We start from the raw sequence: 18,496 nt of genomic DNA on the forward strand, positions 1-18,496 counted from the left end.
AAAGTTATGCCTGATGACCATAGCGAGGTGGTCCCACTCCTTCCCATCCCGAACAGGACAGTGAAACGCCTCTGCGCCGATGATAGTGCGGGTTCCCGTGTGAAAGTAGGACATCGTCAGGCTGTTAAAACGGCACAAAGGCCCGGCAGAAATGCCGGGCCTTTTGCTTTGTGCACGCCATTCAATGGTTCGAGACGGTCGTTCCGTCGCTGACGGCCGCGCCCGAGCGGGCGAGATCCGCGATCAGGGATTTCACCCAATCCTGGAACGACGAAGCTCGGAAAAAGCGCTCGTGCAGCGTGCCGAAGTACGGCGTGTCTTGCGACCACCGCAGCAGCACCTCCAACGCAATCTGCTGCCATTCCAGCAGCTTGAATTTAAGCAGCACCTTCGCCGCATGCGACGCGTGCCGGCGCGGATCGGCACGAAACGACGCAAGCCTGCCGCGCGCAGTCGACAAGGCCGCGGCAAAGTCCGAAAAAACAGCGCCATGCCCTGGCACCACCACGGCGGGCCGCAGGCGCTCGATGAGGGCCAGCGTTGCCTCCACTTCGTCGAAGCCATGCTCGCCTTCCAGCTCCGGAAAGACGACGCCGAATCCACGCTCCCACAGGGCGTCGGCTGAAATCAACACGCGTGATTCCGGCTCGAACAGGATGATCGAGTGCGGATCGTGCCCCGGCGCCGCGTGCACCTCCCAGGTCAGCAGGCCGAGCCGCACCGCGGCTCCGGGCCCGAGCGTGCCGTCGAAGCGAAAGCGCGGGCACTGCTGCCCCGTGGGGCGGTGGGTCAGCGCCTCCTCGTCCCACTCCTCTACTGCGGCGGCGAGGCCGGGCGGAATCAGCGTGCGGATGTGGGGATGGTCCTGCTGCAAGGCGGCGTTGCCTCCGCAGTGGTCGCTGTGAAGGTGGGTATTGACCAGTGTCGTCACCGGCAGGCCGCCGGCCGCGCTGGCCACCAAGCCGAGCGTCTGCGCCGCATGCGTGCAATAGCCGCTGTCCACCACCGCCACTGCAGCGTCGTCGCGCAGGACGACCATGTTCGAGGAGAGCCACCCCCGTTCCAGCACGGTCACGCCATCGGGCAACAGGCGGGCGAAAGGAGAGTTAACCGGCATGGGCCGATCATGCCAAACGCGCACAAGCGCCGCCCGACCGGCATGGGATACTGGCCCATGCCGACCGCGTCGAGTCTTGCGCGCCGCCTGCAGCTCTCCTGGGCCGCGCTGTGTCTCGCCGCCGCTCTCTGGCTGGCGTGGCGATGGCCGCACTCGCCCTTGCTTGCCTTCGCGGGCGCTGCCCTCGTGCTGGCGCTGCCCTCCCTGATCCTTGCCCTGGAACTCTGCATCGCTTCATCTCTGGCGAGGTCAGATACCACGGTCCCACGAGCGTCGGGCACGCAGTTGATCCGTGCCTGGATCTCCGAAGTCCGCCATTTCCACCACACGTTCGCGTGGCGCCAGCCATTCCGTTGGCGTGAGGTGGAGGACCATCTCGATGCCGGATGCGAAGGCCGTGTCGGGGTCGTGCTGGTCCACGGTTTCGTCTGCAACCGCGGCTTCTGGACGCCCTGGCTGCGACGATTGCGCAGCGCCGGCCATCCTTGCCTGGCCATGAATCTCGAGCCCGTCTACGGTTCGATCGACAGCTACGCCGAACAGATCGACGCTGCCGTGCGCCGCATGACGAAAGTCACCGGACGGGCACCCGTGCTCGTCTGCCACAGCATGGGCGGACTCGCTGCCCGCGCCTGGTGGCGCGCCAGCGGCGGCCGCACGGCGGTGGCGCACCTGGTCACGATCGCCTCCCCCCACCGAGGCACCTGGGTCGCCCGCTTCAGCCACAAGGTCAACGGCCGGCAGATGCGGTTGAAGAGCGCCTGGATCGCCGCACTCCAGACGGACGAGCTGCGCCATCCCCTGCCTCCCACGACCTGCTGGTATTCCAACTGCGACAACGTCGTTTTCCCCTCGTCCACCGCTACCCTTGGCGGGGCGGACAACCGCTTCTTGCCCGGCGAGGCGCACGTCGCCCTGGCATTCCATCCGGCCGTCCATGACGCCTGCGTTCAGCTGCTGCACCGGGAGCAGTCATCGCGTCAAGGTGAATTTGTCACCGGAATTGGCGCGGAAAATGGCTAACGAAGATGCTGGCATGCTTCTTAAGCTCTTCCTCTAATTGAGGGGGAAAGACATGGACGGAGTTCTCGATGGCGCGCTAGGCGCCGCATTTGCCGGCGGCCGGGCCGACCTGGCCGCCACCGGCCTCTCGCTGATCATGGACGAGCTGGCCTATGGCGTGCTGCTGGCGTCGCTCAAGGGGCAACTGCTGCACGCCAACCAGGCGGCGCGGCACGAGCTCGCCCGCCGCCAGGTGATCTCGGTCAACGAAGGTCACCTGCACACGGTCGACGCCACCCAGGCGCGCGTCCTGCAGCAGGCGCTGGCCAAGGCCGAGACCGGCCGCCGCAGCCTCATCGCCCTGCGTTCGCCCACCCGCGGCCGCCTGAGCATCGCTGTCGTGCCGCTGCGCTCGGAGCGCCATCACGGCAATCCGCCGGTGGCGCTGGTGCTCTCGCGCGCCACCGTCGTCGACGCGGTGATGCTCTGCTTCTTCGCCCGCACGCACGGCCTCACGCCCTCCGAGGAGCAGGTGCTCTCCATCCTCTGCCAAGGCTATTCGGCGCCCGAGATCGCGGTGCAGCTCAACGTCGCCGTGTCCACCGTGCGCAGCCACGTTCGCAGCCTGTGCGCCAAGACGCACTCCAACGGTGTCCGCGCCCTGGTCGGCCAGGTGGCCGTGCTGCCCCCCATCGGCGCGGCCCATCTGCAGGATCCCCTCCATTAGACCTCTCGCCGTGGCTGCCGGTTAATGCTAGAGTTTTCGGTTAGGGGGGACGACGCCATGAACGGGTCCAGGACTGTCATGGAGCAGGACAAGCTGATCGCGCAGCTCGAGCCTGCTATTGCCCGCCTCGCCGAGCGCGGTATCGTCCGCAGCTACCGCAAGAACACGATCATCCTCAACGAGGGGGAGGTCGGCGATTCCCTGTTCGTGCTCCTGCAAGGCCAGGTCAAGGTGTATGCCACCGACGAGAACGGTCGCGAGATCACCTACGGCACCATCCACGCCGGCGATTACTTCGGCGAGATGTCGCTCGATGGCGGGCCGCGCTCGGCCTCGGTCATGACGCTCGAACCCAGCCTCTGCTCCCTCGTCTCCCGCGCCGCCGTGGCGCAGCACCTGGCCGACGAGCCCAGCTTCGCATTCACGCTGGTCACGCAGGTGATCCGCCGCGCCCGTTCCGCCACCGAGACGGCGCGCCAGATGGCGCTGCTCGATGTCTATGGCCGCGTGATCCACACGCTCGAGGGCCAGCATGGCCCGGCCACCAACCTCGGCCCCGTGCAGCTCACGCAGATCACCCACCAGCAGATAGCCAGCCGGGTCGGCGCCTCGCGCGAGATGGTCAGCCGGCTGTTGAAGGATCTCGAAAAAGGCGGCTACGTCGAACTGGGCATCAAGCGCATCACCCTGAAGAAGAAGCTGCCCGCCCGCTGGTGAGGCGGCGCATGCCCGCTGCCAGGCGGGACAGCGTCCATCACGCCGGCGCTCCCGCGCGCAGCATTGCGTCGCCCAGACGCGTCGCCAGTTCCTCGCCCATGGGCGTCGACGCGAGGAAGCCCGAAACGCTGAAAGCAGGCTGCCTGCGCATCAGGCGCTGCTGGCTGGCCCGCGCCTCGCCCATCATTTCGCTTTCCACCTGGGCCGCCACCAGCGTGCGCCACACGGGCAGGTAGCGCGGGTTGCGCTGCAGCGACTGCTGCGCCAGCGAAACCGCGGCCGACACGTCGCCGTCGCTCAACGCCGCCAGCGCGGCGATGGCGTCGTAGAGGTATCGCAGCGGCTCCAGTGTGAGGGTCTGCGCCGCCCGGCTGGCCGCACCGCGTGCCGCGCGCGACAAGCCCTGCATCGCCAGCAACTCCGCCTGGAACAACAGCGCCAGCGAATGGTCCGAACGCAGGCTGAGCGCCTGCGCATAGCGATCGGCCGCGCCTTCCAGGTTGCCTGCGCCATGCAGCGTGGCGTGGCCGTCGACGGCCAGCACGAGCGGCGAGCCCGGATCGTTCTGCACGGCGGCGGCGGCGTGCGCGCGCGCGAGCGCCTGGTCGTGTCCGGTGATGCCCGAGCCGGCCTGCTGCACCCGCAGCACGTGCAGGTGCGCCAGCCAGGCGTGGGCCGAGGCGTGCCGCCGCCAACGCTCCACCAGGTGTTCCAGCATGCAGCGCGCGCAGTCCATGTCCACGGGCGACAGCCTGTGCATCAGGCCCATCGCCGCCACCAGCAGCGTGGCGCCTTCCAGCGCGGGCATGGGCTGTCCGTTCGCCAGTTCGATCTCGCGGTGGATCACCGACGCATGCACCGCGGACACGATGCGCGCCAGCAAGTGCGGATCCACTGCCGCCGACGCGCGCGGCTCCCCGTCGAAGCTCTCGGCCCAGATCACGTGGGCCGTGCGTGCATCGGCCAGCTCCGCATACAAGCCGAGCCCGCCGGCAGCATGGCGTCGCGCGCGGCCGGTCAGCACATAGCGCGCGCCCACCTGGCTTGCCACGGTGGAGAGCGAGTGGCGCCCGGCGTCGAGCGGCGCCGTGGTCATGCGCGACACGACCTGCAGTGCGTCGCTGCGCGCGAGTGCGGCGACCAGTTCATCGGCCAGGGTCTCGCCGCTGACGCCGTCCGGGGCCGCGCCCTCGGTGCTGAATGGCAGCACCGCCACCGTGGCGCGCAAGCCCCCGGCCTGCAGCGGCTGCGCATGCATCACCGGCGCCATGCCGGCCGCACCGATGCGCCAAGCGTGCACCGGCTGCTTCACGTGCTTGAGGTGGCAGCTGCCCAGGTCCTCCAGCGGAATGCCCGGCGAGCGGCCCAACCGGTCGCGCAAGGCTGCGGAGATCACGATCTCGCCCGGTCCCGCAAGGGTCGCGATGCGCGTTGCGAGATTCACGTCGGTACCGTAGATGTCGTACTGGTCCGCCACGTACTCTGCGACGTGCGCCCCAATGCGCAGATGCACGTGCTGCTCGGGCGGCAGTTGCTCGTTGACCGCATGGAACCATGTCTGCATGGCAAGTGCCGCGCGAATGCAGCCGCGCGGATCGGAGAACTCCAGCATCAGGCCGTCGCCCAGGCTCTTGTGCAGCCGCCCGCTGTCCTCCGGCACGCGTTGCTGGGCATAGGCCACAAAACGCTGCCAGCGACCGATGAATTCCTTCTCGTCCTGCTCCATCAGGCGCACCGATTCCACGACGTCGGCCACCACGATGACCTTCGTGGGTCGAGCGAAGCGGGTGGTGACGAACCGGGAGATGGTCATCGAGTGGTTAGGAATATTGCCTGCTTAGTTGTAGCACGATGTGTCTTTCCTTGCCCGCCGTCAGTGCCGGTTGCGGCGCGTTTGAGCAGTGACGTCGTTCGTCACCTTTCCGACGCTCGGGCAAACCCCTACAGTCTCACGATGATCGAGCAGCCTTCGTCACGCGGCAGCAGCACGGTGCCAAATCGTTCGCTCGGCGCCGGGCACCGCAATCGCATTGCCGCGCACCTGCTGGCGCTGGATGCGCACGATCGTTATCTGCGCTTCGGGTATGCGGCCGGCGAGGAGCAGGTGCGTCGCTACGTCGAGCATCTGGACTTCGACCGCGACGACATCTTCGGCATCTTCAACCGCCGTCTCGACCTGATCGCGATGGCGCACCTGGCCTTCATCCCGCACGAGCCCGACACGCCCGCCGGTGTGGAGTTCGCCGTCTCCGTGGTGCCAAGGGCGCGAGGGCGCGGCTATGGCACGCGCCTGTTCGAGACGGCCGTGCGGCATGCGCGCAACGAGGGTGCGGAACTGATGTTCATCCACGCGCTGTCGGAGAACATCGCGATGATCCGCATTGCCCGCCATGGCGGCGCGACGCTCGAGCGCGCCGGCAGCGAGACCGAGGCTTACCTGCGCTTGCCGCCGGCAACCCTGGACAGCCGCGTGAGCGCCATCCTCGACGAGCAGGTGGCGCAGGCGGACTATCGGATCAAGAAGCAGGCGCGCAACTTCCTGCACTTTCTGGGCCGCCTGCAGGAGATCCGGCGCGGTGCGAGCGGCGCCCGCGGAAAGAGCGGCCGGTAGAGCCGCAGCGGCTGAGCCATCGTGCCCAGCCAATCCGGTATCCTATGCGTCCCTCCACTGCTGCCTCACGGCTGTGTCAGAACCACACCCTGCGCGTGTTGCGCCCGAAAGGCCGGACAAGCGAACGTTCCTGCAAAAAGTCGCCGAGTTCATCCACCCCGGACCCGACTCGACGGCCGGATTGATCGAGACGCTCGCCGACGCCGAGGACAACGACATCATCGGCCCCGAGTCGCGGGTGATGCTCGAGGGCGTGATCCGCATGGCCGAACTCACGGCGGGAGACGTCATGGTCGCGGCGCCGCGCATGGACCTGATCAGCATCGACTCGGACTACGACGACATCCTGCACCTGGTCATCGACACCGCGCACTCGCGCTTTCCGGTGTACGAGCGCGACCGCGAGAACATCATCGGCATCCTGCTCGCCAAGGACCTGCTCAAGCTCCAGCGGGCGCCGGCCCTCAATATCCGGGCCTTGCTGCGGCCGGCGACCTTCGTGCCCGAGAGCAAGGGCCTGAACGACCTGCTGCGCGAGTTCCGCGGCAACCGCAACCATTTGGCGATCGTGATCGACGAATTCGGCCGGGTGGCCGGGCTGATCACCATCGAGGACGTGCTGGAGCAGATCGTCGGCGAGATCGAGGACGAGTTCGACATCGTCGAGGACGAGGGCGACATCTTCGGCCTGGCTGACCGCACCTATCGGGTCAGCGGCGACACCTCGATCGCGCGCGTCAACGAGGCCTTTGCGGTCAAGCTGGCAGACGTCGAGGATGAGCGCGAATTCGACACCATCGGCGGCCTGATCGCGCACCGCATGGGCCACGTGCCCAAGCGCGGCGAAACGCTGGAGCTGGCCGGCCTGCAGTTCGTGGTGCTGCACACCAAGGGCGGCGCGGTCCGCTGGTTCAAGGTCTCGCCGGCCGAACCCGACGGCACGTCCGCTTGACTGCCTTGCGATCGTGGGCGATGCCGGTCGCGGCAGTGGTCGTCGCGGGCCTCCTGCAGGCCTTCTCGCTGGCCTGGCCGGCTACGGGCCAGCCCTTGTGGTGGCTGCAATTGCTCTCGCTCGCGGGCTTCGCGGCGCTGTTGCAGCGGCAGGTGTCCTGGCGGCGCGCCGCACTGCTGGCGTCCATCTTCGCGACGGCCTGGCTCACCGGCACGTTCTGGTGGTTCTACATCTCCATGCACGTCTACGGCGGGCTGGCCGCGCCGCTCGCCGCCTGCGCGGTGCTGCTGCTGGCCATCTTCCTTTCGCTCGACTACGCACTCGCGGCGGCGCTGTTCGTGGCGGGCCGCAGTGGCCGGCCCTGGCGCGATGCCGCGCTGTTCGCGGGACTGTGGACGGGCGCGGAGTTGCTGCGCGGCACGCTCTACACCGGCTTGCCCTGGGGCGCCGGAGGGTATGCGCACACCGACGGCCCGCTGGCTGCGCTCGCCCCCTGGGTGGGGGTGTACGGGATAGGCGCGGCCGCGGCGTGGATCGCGTGCCTGGTGTCACTGCTGGCGCAACGCAGTGCGCGCAGCTCCTGGCGGTACTGGCTGGCGATCGCGGGCAGCGCCGCCCTGCTGGCCGCCTGCAACGCGCAGGTGAGTGCCGCCCCGGGCGCACCCTCCGGGGCCCCGCGCCTGCGCGTCGCCCTGCTGCAGGGAAACATCCCGCAGGAGGAGAAGTTCGAAGGCGGCACCGGCATCCCGCTGGCGCTGGCCTGGTACGGCCGCATGCTGCGCGATAGCGACGCGCAGCTGGTTGTCGCGCCGGAGACGGCCATCCCGCTGCTGCCTGCGCAGCTGCCCGACGGCTATCTCGAAGCGCTGCGCGAGCTGTTCGGCAGCGACGGCCGTGCGGCGCTGTTCGGCATCCCGCTGGGCGACGAGGACCGGGGCTACACCAACTCGGTCATGGGCTTCAAGCCGGGGGATGCGGGCTATCGTTATCACAAGCACCACCTGGTGCCCTTCGGCGAATTCATCCCGCCGCTGTTCAAGTGGTTCACGCGGATGATGAACATTCCGCTGGGCGATTTCAATCGCGGCGACGTGGGCCAGCCCTCGTTTGCCTGGCAGGGGCAGCGGCTCGCGCCCAACATCTGCTACGAAGACCTGTTCGGCGAGGAACTGGGCGCGCGCTTCCGCGACCCCGCCACCGCCCCCACCATCTTCGTCAACCTGAGCAACATGGCCTGGTTCGGCGACAGCGTGGCCATCGACCAGCACCTGCAGATCAGCCGCATGCGCGCGCTGGAATTCGAGCGGCCGATGATCCGCGCCACCAACACGGGCGCCACCGTCATCATCGATCGCTTCGGCCACGTCACGCAGGGCCTCAAGCGCTACACCCGCGGAGTGCTGGTCGGCGAGGTCGAAGGGGGCACGAGGCTGACCCCGTTCGCGCGCTGGGTGGCGCACGTCGGCCTGGCGCCGCTGTGGGCACTGGCGGGAGCGGCCGTCCTCGTTGCACTGCTTGAGCGCCGCCGGCGGCCGCAGCCCTAAAATGGAAGGTTCCGCGGCCCACCGGGTCGCGCCGACCCGGGAGCGGCCCGCCCGCCACCGTCGCCTATGCTCACATTCCAGCAAATCATCCTGAAGCTGCAGTCGTACTGGGACGCCCAGGGCTGCGCGCTGCTCCAGCCCTACGACATGGAAGTCGGCGCCGGGACCTCGCACACCGCGACGTTCCTGCGCGCGCTGGGCCCCGAGCCGTGGAAGGCCGCCTATGTGCAGCCCAGCCGCCGCCCCAAGGACGGCCGCTATGGCCAGAACCCCAACCGCCTGCAGCACTACTACCAGTACCAGGTGGTGCTCAAGCCGGCGCCGGCCAACATCCTGGAGCTGTATCTCGGCTCACTTCAGGCGCTGGGCTTCGACCTCAAGAAGAACGACATCCGCTTCGTCGAGGACGATTGGGAGAACCCGACGCTGGGCGCCTGGGGCCTGGGGTGGGAGGTCTGGCTCAATGGCATGGAGGTCACGCAGTTCACCTACTTCCAGCAGGTGGGCGGCATCGACTGCAAGCCGATCACGGGCGAGATCACCTACGGGCTCGAGCGCCTGGCCATGTACCTGCAGGGCGTCGACAACGTCTATGACCTGAAGTGGACGTCAGGGCTCTCGTACGGGGACGTCTACCATCAGAACGAGGTGGAGCAGTCCACCTACAACTTCGAGCACAGCGATGCCGAGTTCCTGTTCACCGCCTTTTCGGCCTACGAGAAGCAGGCCAAGCATCTGGTGGAGCAGCAGCTCGCGCTGCCCGCGTACGAGCAGGTGCTGAAGGCCGCGCACAGCTTCAACCTGCTCGATGCGCGCGGCGCGATCAGCGTGACCGAACGCGCGGCCTACATCGGCCGCATCCGCAACCTGGCGCGCAGCGTCGCCCAGAGCTACTACGAAAGCCGGGAGCGCCTGGGCTTCCCGATGGCGCCGCGCGAGTGGGTGGCCGACATGCAGAAGAAGGCGGCGTGATGCCCGTACAGAATCTCCTCGTGGAGCTCTTTGTCGAAGAGCTGCCGCCCAAGGTGCTGAAGAAACTGGGCGAAGCGTTTGCCGGCGTGCTGCTCGAACAGCTCAAGGCGCAGGGCCTGGCCTCCGGTGAATCGCAATTGACCGCCTACGCGTCGCCGCGGCGGCTCGCCGCGCACATCACGGCCGTCGCTTCGCAGGCCGCGGACAAGTCGGTGTCGCAGAAGCTGATGCCCGTGAGCGTGGGCCTCGATGCCGCGGGCAACGCCTCGCCGGCGCTGCTGAAAAAGCTGCAGGCGCTGGGCGCCGATGCATCCGCGGTGACCAAGCTCAAGCGCGCCATGGACGGCAAGGCGGAGGCGCTCTTTCACGACAGCACCGTCAAGGGCGTGTCGCTGGCCGACGGCCTGCAGAAGGCGCTGGCGGAAAGCATCGCCAAGCTGCCGATTCCCAAGGTGATGATTTACCAGCTGGCCGATGGCTGGACCGACGTGAAGTTCGTGCGCCCTGCGCATGCGCTGGTCGCGCTGCATGGCAGCGAGGTCGTGCCGGTGCAGGCGCTCGGGCTGCAGGCCGGGCGCAGCACGCAGGGACACCGGTTCGAGGCGGCGGCGCCCACCGTGAGCTTCAAGGACGCCGACCAGTACGCTGCCACGCTCGCGCGGGACGGCGCCGTGATCGCCGGCTTTGGCGAGCGGCGCGCGGAAATCGTGCGCCAGTTGCAGGAGGCCGCCGCCCGCGTCGGCGGTGGCGCGCGTCCCATCGAGGACGACGCGCTGCTGGACGAAGTCACCGCGCTCGTGGAGCGACCGAACGTGCTGACCTGCGCCTTCGAGACGGAATTCCTGGAAGTGCCGCAGGAGTGCCTGATCCTCACGATGAAGGCCAACCAGAAGTACTTCCCGCTGCTGGACGCGCAGGGCAAGCTGACCCACCGCTTCCTGGTCGTCAGCAACATCCGGCCGGAGGATCCCAGCGCGGTCATCGGCGGCAACGAGCGCGTGGTGCGCCCGCGCCTGGCCGACGCCAAGTTCTTCTTCGACCAGGACCGCAAGAAGACGCTGGAGTCGCGCGTGGCGGGACTGGCGAAGGTCGTGTATCACAACAAGCTGGGCACGCAAGGCGAGCGCATCGAGCGCGTGCGCGCCATCGCCCGGGCCATTGCCGCCCCATTGGGCAATGACGGACTTGCGCAGCAGGCCGACGTGGCGGCGCGCCTGGCCAAGGCGGACCTGCTGACCGACATGGTCGGCGAGTTCCCGGAGTTGCAGGGTGTCATGGGCGGCTACTACGCGCGCCACGATGGCCTGGGCGAGGACGTCGCCTTCGCCATCGAGGACCACTATCGCCCGCGCTTTGCCGGCGACGCGCTGCCGCGCAACCAGGTCGGATTGATCGTCGCACTGGCCGACAAGCTCGAGACGCTGGCCGGCCTGTTCGCCATTGGCCAGCTGCCCACGGGCGACAAGGATCCGTTCGCACTGCGCCGCCATGCGCTTGGCATCGTTCGCATGCTGATGGAAAAGGACCTGCCGCTGGACCTGGGCACGCTGGTCGCGCAGGCCCTGGGCCGGTTCCCGCAGGCGCCGGCCGGCACCGCCGAACAGCTCGCCGATTTCATCTACGACCGGCTCGCCGGCCTGCTGCGCGAGCAGGGCTACAGCGCACAGGAAGTCGAGGCGGTGCTGGCGCTGCGGCCCCAGCGCCTCGGCGATGTCGTCAAGCGCCTGGCTGCCGTGCGCGCCTTCGCCGCCTTGCCCGAAGCACCGGCGCTGGCCGCCGCCAACAAGCGCATCGGCAACATCCTGAAGAAGGCCGAGCGGGCCGACGCCCACGTCAACCCGCAACTGCTGCAGGAGGACGCCGAGAAGGACCTGCATGCGGCGACCCAGAAGATCGCGCCCCAGGCGCGCGCGCAGTTCGAAGCCGGCGACTACACGGGTTCGCTGCAGACGCTCGCCGCGCTGCGCGGCCCGGTCGATGCTTTCTTCGACGACGTGATGGTGAACGCGGAGCAGGCGGACCTGCGGCTCAATCGGCTCGGACTGCTGGCCACGCTGCACCAGGCCATGAACCGGGTCGCGGACCTGTCACGCCTTGCCCAATAAACCCTCCAAACCTTCCATGAAGCTCGTCATCCTCGATCGGGACGGCACGATCAACATCGACAGCGACGTCTTCATCAAGACGCCCGAGGAATGGGTGCCGCTGCCGGGCGCGCTGGAGGCGATTGCGCGCCTGAACCACGCCGGCTGGCACGTTGCCGTGGCGTCGAACCAGTCGGGGCTGGGCCGCGGCCTGTTCGACGTCGCTTCGCTCAATGCGATCCACGCCAAGATGCACAAGGCGCTGGCGGCGCTGGGCGGGCGCATCGACGCCGTCTTCTACTGTCCGCACAGCCCGGACGAAGGCTGCCAGTGCCGCAAGCCCTTGCCCGGCCTGTTCGAGCAGATCGGCGAGCGCTTCGGCGTGGACCTGCGCGCCACGCACGTGGTGGGCGACACGCCGCGCGACCTGCAGGCCGGCGCCGCAGTGGGCTGCCAGCCGCACCTGGTGCTCACCGGCAAGGCCGAAGCGCTGCGCGGCCAGCCGATGCCGGGCGAGTACCCCTCGCACACGCGCGTGCACCACGACCTCGGCGCCTTTGCCGACTGGCTGATCTCGCGCAGCGGCTCGGTGCCGCGCATGCCTTCCTGAGAGACTCCTGCATGAATTTCCTGCGCTCTTGCCTCCACGCCCTGTGGATGCTGGTGACGGTGGTGCCTTATGCCATCGCCATCCTGGTCTGCGCGCCCTTCGCCTCGCCGGTGCGCCTGTATGGCATCGCCCAGGCGTGGCTGCGCCAGGTGATGGTGGGTTTGCGCGTGATCTGCGGCGTGCAGTGGCAGGTGCATGGCTACGACAACCTGCCGCAAGGCGCGACCAGTCCGGCGGTCCTGCTGGTCAAGCACCAGTCGACGCTGGAGACCTTCCTGATGCCGGTGTTGATGCCGCATCCGCTGGCCTTTGTGTTCAAGAAGGAGCTGCTGTACATCCCGTTCTTCGGCTGGGCGATCGGCCGGCTGGACATGGTGCACATCGACCGCAACCGGCGCGCCCAGGCCTTCAACAAGGTGGTGGAGCAGGGCAGGCGCCTGCTGGCGCAGGGCGTGTGGGTGATCATGTTCCCCGAAGGCACGCGCATCCCGCGCGGCCAGGCCGGCAGCTACAAGTCCGGCGGCACCCGGCTGGCGGTCGCCACCGGCGCGCCCGTAATCCCGGTGGCCGTGGCCTCGGCCCAGTGCTGGCCGCGCAAGGCCTTCGTCAAGCATCCGGGCACCGTGCACGTGTCCATCGGCAAGCCGATTCCCAGCGCCGGCCGCACGGCCGACGAACTGATGCGTGAAGTGCAGTCCTGGATCGAGGGCGAGATGCGCCGCCTCGATCCCGCGGCCTACGCGCACGCTGGCGCGGGCGAACCGGCGCAGGTGTAACGCCCGTTGGCAAGGGATTGCCAGGGCCCGTAAAATCGCGGCCCATGCAGTCGCCGTTTCAGCTTCTTCTCGACCTGTTCGACGAGCCGAAACCCATCCCTCTCGCGCCGCGGCCGGCGCCCACGGTCCCCACCGAAGATCTCGAGCTCTCGCCGGGCGAGCCGCTGGCCGGCCTGCTCGCGCCGCAGGCCTTCCGGCATCCCGATGCGAATCGCGAGGCGCGTCTGGGGGAGGTCCTGGTCGCCTACGAATTCCGGCGTGCCAAGCGCAAGAACATCGGCTTCGCCGTCGGCGCCGAAGGCCTGGTGGTGAGCGCGCCGCGCTGGGTGACGTTGGGCGAGGTCGATCGCGCCATCCGCAGCAAGGCGGGCTGGATCGTCAACAAGCTCGAAGCCGCGCGCGAGCGCCAGGAGCGCCTGGCCGCCGCCCGCATCGAATGGCAGGACGGCGCGACCTTCCCTTACCTGGGCGAGGCGGTGATCGTGGTGCTGGATCCGCGGCATGACTTCCGCGAGGCCGGCGCCGTGCTGCACAGCGACACCAGCACGCTGCCCGGCGTGGCCCGCCACACGTTGCACGTCGGCCTGGCGCAGAACGCGCAGCCGGCGCAGATCCGCGACGCGGTGCAGGCCTGGTTGATGCGGCAGGCCAGGAGCCTGTTCATCGAGCGCCTGAATCACTATGCGCCGCAGCTGAGCGTGCAGTGGCGCAAGCTCACCCTCAGCAGCGCCGGGACGCTGTGGGGCACTGCCAAGAACGATGGCTCGATCCGCCTGAACTGGCGCCTGGTGCACTTCCGCCTGCCGGTGATCGACTACGTGGTCGCCCACGAACTGAGCCACCTGCGCGTGATGGACCACAGCCCGCGCTTCTGGGACACGGTGAAGTCGGTGGTGCCGAATTATCCCGAGCTGCGCGGCGCCTTGAAGGACGAGGCGCTGCCGGCCTGGTGAGTTCGTGCTGAGTGCGGTGGTGCGTTCGACAGTTCAAGCGCAGAGACGCAGAAGTGACGCAGAAATCGCAGAAGAAAGAAGTCAGAGGATTTTCCTGATTTCCTTTCTGCGACTTCTGGGTCACTTCTGCGTCTTCTGCGTTCAAATTTCCTCGGTCAGCCACCGAGCGCCGAGAACCGCCAAACCCCCGCGCCATCGCGCGCCCGCGTCACCTTCCCCGCATGCCAAAGCGCGTGCAAGTGCGCCACCGCTTCCCCCATCGCGAACGTCATCTGGTGCAGGTCCAGCGGCCGCTTGAACAGGATCGGCAGCGTGTCGTGCGCGGACAGCGCTCGCTCCTGCGCCGCTGCCAGCACCTCGGCCAGCCGGTCCCGATGATGCTCGTGCAGTTGCCGGATGCGAGCATGCAGGCCGCGGAAGGGCTTGCCGTGGGAGGGCAGGACCAGCGTGTTTTCGGGCAGGCCGCGGAAGCGGTCGATGGAGGCCAGGAACAGCGCCAGCGAATCCGCCTCCGGCTCCATCTCGTGCACGCTCACGTTGGTGGAAATGCGCGGCAGCATCATGTCGCCGCCAATCAGCACCTTCAGCGCCTCGCAATACAACGCGATGTGCTCCGGCGCATGGCCGAAACCGGCGATGCAGCGCCAGTCATGCGCGCCGATGCGGATCACGTCGCCGTCCTGCATGCGGCGATAGTGCGCTGGTAGCGCTGGCACCAGGCTCGGGTAGTAGTGCGTGCGGCCGCGGATGCGCTCCAGGGCCTCCGGATCGACCAGGCCATGCGCGGCGAAGAAGCGCGCGGCGCCTTCACCGCCGAAACCGGTGGTGCTCTGCGTGGCCAGCCGCGCGGCGCCGTAGTCGGTGGCGCTGATCCAGAGGCGGCACTCGTGTTCCGCCGTGCTCCAGCGCTCGCAGATCCAGTGCGCCAGCCCGAGGTGGTCCGGGTGCATGTGCGTGACGACCACGCGCAGCACCGGCAGGCCGCGCAACTCGTGCGCGAAGATCTGCTCCCACTGCGCCTTGGCCTCGTCGCGGCTGACGCAGCAGTCCACCACCGTCCAGCCCTCGCGGCCGTCCAGCGTATCGCGCAGCAGCCACAGGTTGATGTGATCCAGCGCGAAGGGCAGCGCCATCCGGATCCAGCGGACGCCGGGTGCCAGCTCGATGCTGCTTCCGGGGGCCGGCAGGGTATCGCCCAGCGGGTACTGCAGTTCTCGTTCGAGGAGGTTCATGGGCAGCGCAAATTGACGTTGACGTAAACGTCAGATGTAATCGGCCATTGTAGGCAGCCCCGCCCGGCGCTGCTGTCCCCTGCCGTACATCCATGCCCGCAACGCAGCCTCCCACCACGTACACGATCGGCGATCTCGCGCGCGAGTTCGACCTGACCACGCGCGCGATCCGGTTCTACGAGGACATGGGCCTGCTGCAACCGGAGCGCTCGGGCCCGGGCGGGCGCAACCGCATCTACCGCGCGCGCGACCGCACGCGCCTGAAGCTCACCCTGCGCGCCAAGCGCCTGGGCCTGTCGCTCACCGAGGCCAGGGACATCATCGACATGTACGACAGCCCGCGCGACACGGGCCCGCAACTGCGCAAGTTCCTCACGATCCTGGCGCAGCACCGGCAGCAGCTCGAGGAGCAGCTCGCCGAACTGCAGACGAACCTCGACGAAGTCCGGGCGCACGAGCGCGAAGCCAAGGCGCTGCTTGCCCGCCTGGACAAGGAAAAGGTCCGGGCATAATTGACGTTGACGTCAACGTCAACTCCCGCCACCAGGAGATCTCCATGCAGCTACCCGGCCTGAACTTCGGCCTCGGCGAGGACCTCGAGGCGCTGCGCGACACGGTGCATGCCTTTGCGCAAAGCGAGATCGCGCCGCGGGCGGCGGAGATCGATCGCAGCGATCAGTTCCCCATGGACCTGTGGCGCAAGATGGGCGAGCTCGGCGTGCTGGGCATCACCGTGCCCGAGGAGTACGGCGGCGCCAACATGGGTTACCTCGCGCACATGCTGGCGATGGAGGAAATCTCGCGCGCGTCCGCCTCGGTGGGGCTTTCCTACGGCGCCCACAGCAACCTGTGCATGAACCAGATCAGGCGCAACGGCAGCGACGCGCAGAAGAAGAAGTATTTGCCCAAACTGGTTTCCGGTGAGCACGTGGGCGCGCTGGCCATGAGCGAGGCGGGCGCGGGCAGCGACGTCATCTCCATGAAGCTCAAGGCGCAGGAGAAGGGCGGCTGCTACCTGCTCAATGGCAGCAAGATGTGGATCACCAACGGACCCGACGCGCACACGCTGGTGGTCTACGCCAAGACCGAGCCGGAACTCGGTGCGCGCGGGGTCACCGCCTTCCTGATCGAGAAGGGCATGAAGGGCTTCTCGATCGCGCAGAAGCTCGACAAGCTGGGCATGCGCGGCAGCCACACCGGCGAACTCGTGTTCCAGGACGTGGAGGTGCCCGCCGAGAACGTGCTGGGCGCTCTCAACGGCGGCGCCAGGGTCCTCATGAGCGGCCTCGACTACGAGCGTGCCGTGCTGGCCGCCGGCCCGATCGGCATCATGCAGGCGGTGATGGACAACGTCGTGCCTTATGTCCACGAGCGCAAGCAGTTCGGGCAGAGCATCGGCGAGTTCCAGCTGATCCAGGGCAAGCTCGCCGACATGTACACCATCCTGCAGGCGGCACGCGCCTACTGCTATACGGTGGGCAAGAACCTCGACCAGCTGGGGAGCGAGCACGTGCGGCAGGTGCGCAAGGACTGCGCCTCGGTGATCCTCTATTGCGCCGAGAAGGCGACGTGGATGGCGGGCGAGGGCATCCAGGTGTTCGGCGGCAACGGCTACATCAACGACTATCCGCTGGGCCGCCTGTGGCGCGACGCCAAGCTGTACGAGATCGGCGCCGGCACCAGTGAGATTCGGCGCATGCTGATCGGGCGCGAACTGTACGCTGAAACAAGGTAGCGCCGGTATTAGAATAGGCGCTCGACCTGCTTCCAAGAAACGAGAGCACGATGACCCAAGCTGCGTTCCCGAAACTGCTATCCTCCCAGATCGCATTCGATATCGCGCGGACGATTCTCGACGGCTTCGACAAGCACTACCGCCTGTTCCGCCAGACCAGCCAGCGCGCCAAGCGCCATTTCGAAACCGGGGCCTGGGCGGTGGCCCAGCAGGCGGCGCGCGAGCGCATCGGCTTCTACGACAAGCGCGTGCAGGAGTGCGTGCAGGCGCTGGAGGACGAGTATTCGCACAGCGAGCTGACGGACGAGGTGTGGCGCGAACTGAAGCTGCATTACATCGGCATGCTGGCCGATCACAAGCAGCCGGAACTGGCCGAAAGCTTTTTTAATTCGGTCTGCTGCAACATCCTGCACCGCACCTATTTCCACAACGATTTTATTTTCGTGCGGCCGGTGGTGTCCACCGAGTACATCGAAACGCAAGAGCTGCTGCCGACCTACCGCGTCTACTACCCCCACATCGACGGCCTGCGCTTCACGCTCAAGCGGGTGGTCACCAATTTCCAGCTCGACGCCAAATTTTCCAACCTCGACCGCGACATCGCCCTGGTCGAAGCGCGGCTGACGGAAATCTTCGGCCCCGACACGCTGGAGCCGAACCACCAGATCCAGGTGCTCTCGAACCTGTTTTACCGCAACAAGGGCGCCTACATCGTCGGCAAGGCGATCAACGGCAACCGCGAGTACCCGTTCGTCGTGCCGATCCTGCACGACCGCCAGGGCGAACTGGTGCTCGACACCGTGCTGTACGACCAGGAACAGATCGCCATCCTGTTCTCGTTTACCCGCGCCTATTTTTTGGTCGACATGGAAGTGCCGTCGGCCTACGTGCAATTCTTGCGCAGCCTGCTGCCGAGGAAGCCGCGGAGCGAAATCTACACCATCCTCGGCCTGCAAAAACAGGGCAAGACGCTGTTTTACCGCGACTACCTGCAGCACCTGAAGCACACCTCGGACCGCTTCGAGACAGCTCCCGGCATCCGCGGCCTGGTGATGCTGGTGTTCGCGCTGCCATCGTTCCCGTACGTGTTCAAGGTGATCAAGGATTTCTACCCGGCGCCGAAGGAAACCACGCGCGCCCAGATCAAGGAAAAATACCTGCTGGTGAAGCACCACGACCGGGTCGGCCGCATGGCCGACACGCTCGAGTATTCCAACGTCGCCTTCCCGCTTGCCCGGTTTTCCGAGGAACTGATCGCCGAGCTGATGCACCATGCGCCATCGCTGGTCGAGATCGAGGGCAGCCAGATCATCCTGCGCCATCTGTACATCGAGCGTCGCATGGTGCCGCTCAACATCTTTTTGTCCAGGGCCGAGCAGGCCGGCAACGATGCGCTGATCGAGCACGGCGTCGTCGAATACGGCAACGCCATCAAGGAACTGGTGGCGGCCAACATCTTCCCCG

General features: G+C 67.5%; 17 protein-coding genes and 1 rRNA gene. 15 read left to right on the top strand and 3 right to left on the bottom strand.

The window, feature by feature from the left end:
* Positions 1-9 precede the first annotated feature (9 nt).
* A 5S ribosomal RNA gene (rrf, locus tag JWP60_RS26640) occupies positions 10-122 on the top strand.
* 59 nt (positions 123-181) lie between these two features.
* Here the strand turns inward: rrf and JWP60_RS26645 are convergent.
* Positions 182-1,117 (bottom strand): MBL fold metallo-hydrolase, encoded by a 936-nt coding sequence (locus tag JWP60_RS26645; protein WP_299798649.1) that lies wholly within the window; start codon positions 1,115-1,117, stop codon positions 182-184.
* Positions 1,118-1,174: 57 nt separating this feature from the next.
* Here JWP60_RS26645 and JWP60_RS26650 point away from each other — a divergent pair, with 57 nt between their 5' ends.
* The 3 genes from JWP60_RS26650 to JWP60_RS26660 are packed head-to-tail and all read left to right on the top strand — an operon-like array spanning position 1,175 to position 3,563.
* Entirely contained in the window at positions 1,175-2,140 is a 966-nt protein-coding gene (locus tag JWP60_RS26650) for an alpha/beta fold hydrolase (protein ID WP_299798651.1), read from the top strand.
* Positions 2,141-2,192: 52 nt separating this feature from the next.
* On the top strand, positions 2,193-2,846 hold the full coding sequence (locus tag JWP60_RS26655; protein ID WP_299798654.1) for a helix-turn-helix transcriptional regulator: 654 nt from the start codon (positions 2,193-2,195) through the stop codon (positions 2,844-2,846).
* Positions 2,847-2,903: 57 nt separating this feature from the next.
* Positions 2,904-3,563 carry a Crp/Fnr family transcriptional regulator gene (locus tag JWP60_RS26660; protein ID WP_299798657.1) on the top strand — a complete coding sequence of 220 codons (660 nt, stop codon included), beginning with the start codon at positions 2,904-2,906 and terminating at the stop codon, positions 3,561-3,563.
* Positions 3,564-3,600: 37 nt separating this feature from the next.
* Here JWP60_RS26660 and JWP60_RS26665 read toward each other — a convergent pair whose 3' ends face one another.
* Positions 3,601-5,376, bottom strand: coding sequence for an adenylate/guanylate cyclase domain-containing protein (locus JWP60_RS26665; RefSeq protein WP_299798659.1), 1,776 nt, complete (start codon positions 5,374-5,376; stop codon positions 3,601-3,603).
* Positions 5,377-5,517: 141 nt separating this feature from the next.
* Between JWP60_RS26665 and JWP60_RS26670 the strand changes: the two genes are divergently transcribed.
* The 8 genes from JWP60_RS26670 (at position 5,518) to JWP60_RS26705 (ending at position 14,065) form a co-directional block, all read left to right on the top strand.
* Positions 5,518-6,174: a GNAT family N-acetyltransferase gene (locus JWP60_RS26670; RefSeq protein WP_299798662.1), complete on the top strand. Its 657-nt coding sequence runs from the start codon at positions 5,518-5,520 to the stop codon at positions 6,172-6,174.
* A 73-nt stretch (positions 6,175-6,247) separates the two neighbouring features.
* Positions 6,248-7,126 carry a transporter associated domain-containing protein gene (locus tag JWP60_RS26675; RefSeq protein WP_299798664.1) on the top strand — a complete coding sequence of 293 codons (879 nt, stop codon included), beginning with the start codon at positions 6,248-6,250 and terminating at the stop codon, positions 7,124-7,126.
* A 20-nt stretch (positions 7,127-7,146) separates the two neighbouring features.
* On the top strand, positions 7,147-8,670 hold the full coding sequence (lnt, locus tag JWP60_RS26680; RefSeq protein WP_299798666.1) for an apolipoprotein N-acyltransferase: 1,524 nt from the start codon (positions 7,147-7,149) through the stop codon (positions 8,668-8,670).
* 66 nt (positions 8,671-8,736) lie between these two features.
* Complete coding sequence (gene glyQ, locus JWP60_RS26685; RefSeq protein WP_299798669.1) at positions 8,737-9,642, top strand: glycine--tRNA ligase subunit alpha; 906 nt, start codon at positions 8,737-8,739, stop codon at positions 9,640-9,642.
* Entirely contained in the window at positions 9,642-11,747 is a 2,106-nt protein-coding gene (gene glyS / locus JWP60_RS26690; RefSeq protein WP_299798671.1) for a glycine--tRNA ligase subunit beta, read from the top strand. Before glyQ ends, glyS begins: the two co-directional genes overlap by 1 nt.
* A gap of 16 nt (positions 11,748-11,763) precedes the next feature.
* Entirely contained in the window at positions 11,764-12,336 is a 573-nt protein-coding gene (gene gmhB, locus JWP60_RS26695) for a D-glycero-beta-D-manno-heptose 1,7-bisphosphate 7-phosphatase (RefSeq protein ID WP_299798675.1), read from the top strand.
* Between the two features lie 11 nt (positions 12,337-12,347).
* On the top strand, positions 12,348-13,112 hold the full coding sequence (locus JWP60_RS26700) for a lysophospholipid acyltransferase family protein (RefSeq protein ID WP_299798680.1): 765 nt from the start codon (positions 12,348-12,350) through the stop codon (positions 13,110-13,112).
* 44 nt (positions 13,113-13,156) lie between these two features.
* Positions 13,157-14,065, top strand: a complete 909-nt coding sequence (locus JWP60_RS26705) for a SprT family zinc-dependent metalloprotease (RefSeq protein ID WP_299798683.1) — start codon at positions 13,157-13,159, stop codon at positions 14,063-14,065.
* A 155-nt stretch (positions 14,066-14,220) separates the two neighbouring features.
* Here JWP60_RS26705 and JWP60_RS26710 read toward each other — a convergent pair whose 3' ends face one another.
* Positions 14,221-15,297, bottom strand: a complete 1,077-nt coding sequence (locus JWP60_RS26710; RefSeq protein WP_299798686.1) for an MBL fold metallo-hydrolase — start codon at positions 15,295-15,297, stop codon at positions 14,221-14,223.
* Positions 15,298-15,389: 92 nt separating this feature from the next.
* Here JWP60_RS26710 and JWP60_RS26715 point away from each other — a divergent pair, with 92 nt between their 5' ends.
* The 3 genes from JWP60_RS26715 to aceK form a co-directional block, all read left to right on the top strand.
* Positions 15,390-15,809 (top strand): MerR family DNA-binding transcriptional regulator, encoded by a 420-nt coding sequence (locus JWP60_RS26715; protein WP_299798689.1) that lies wholly within the window; start codon positions 15,390-15,392, stop codon positions 15,807-15,809.
* A 44-nt stretch (positions 15,810-15,853) separates the two neighbouring features.
* Positions 15,854-17,032, top strand: coding sequence for an isovaleryl-CoA dehydrogenase (locus tag JWP60_RS26720; protein ID WP_299798691.1), 1,179 nt, complete (start codon positions 15,854-15,856; stop codon positions 17,030-17,032).
* Between the two features lie 50 nt (positions 17,033-17,082).
* The coding region (gene aceK, locus JWP60_RS26725) for a bifunctional isocitrate dehydrogenase kinase/phosphatase (RefSeq protein ID WP_299798693.1) at positions 17,083-18,496 on the top strand (1,414 nt) is incomplete at its 3' end.

Origin of the sequence: Ramlibacter sp. (assembly GCF_028291745.1) — a bacterium.
GTDB lineage: Bacteria > Pseudomonadota > Gammaproteobacteria > Burkholderiales > Burkholderiaceae_C > Ramlibacter.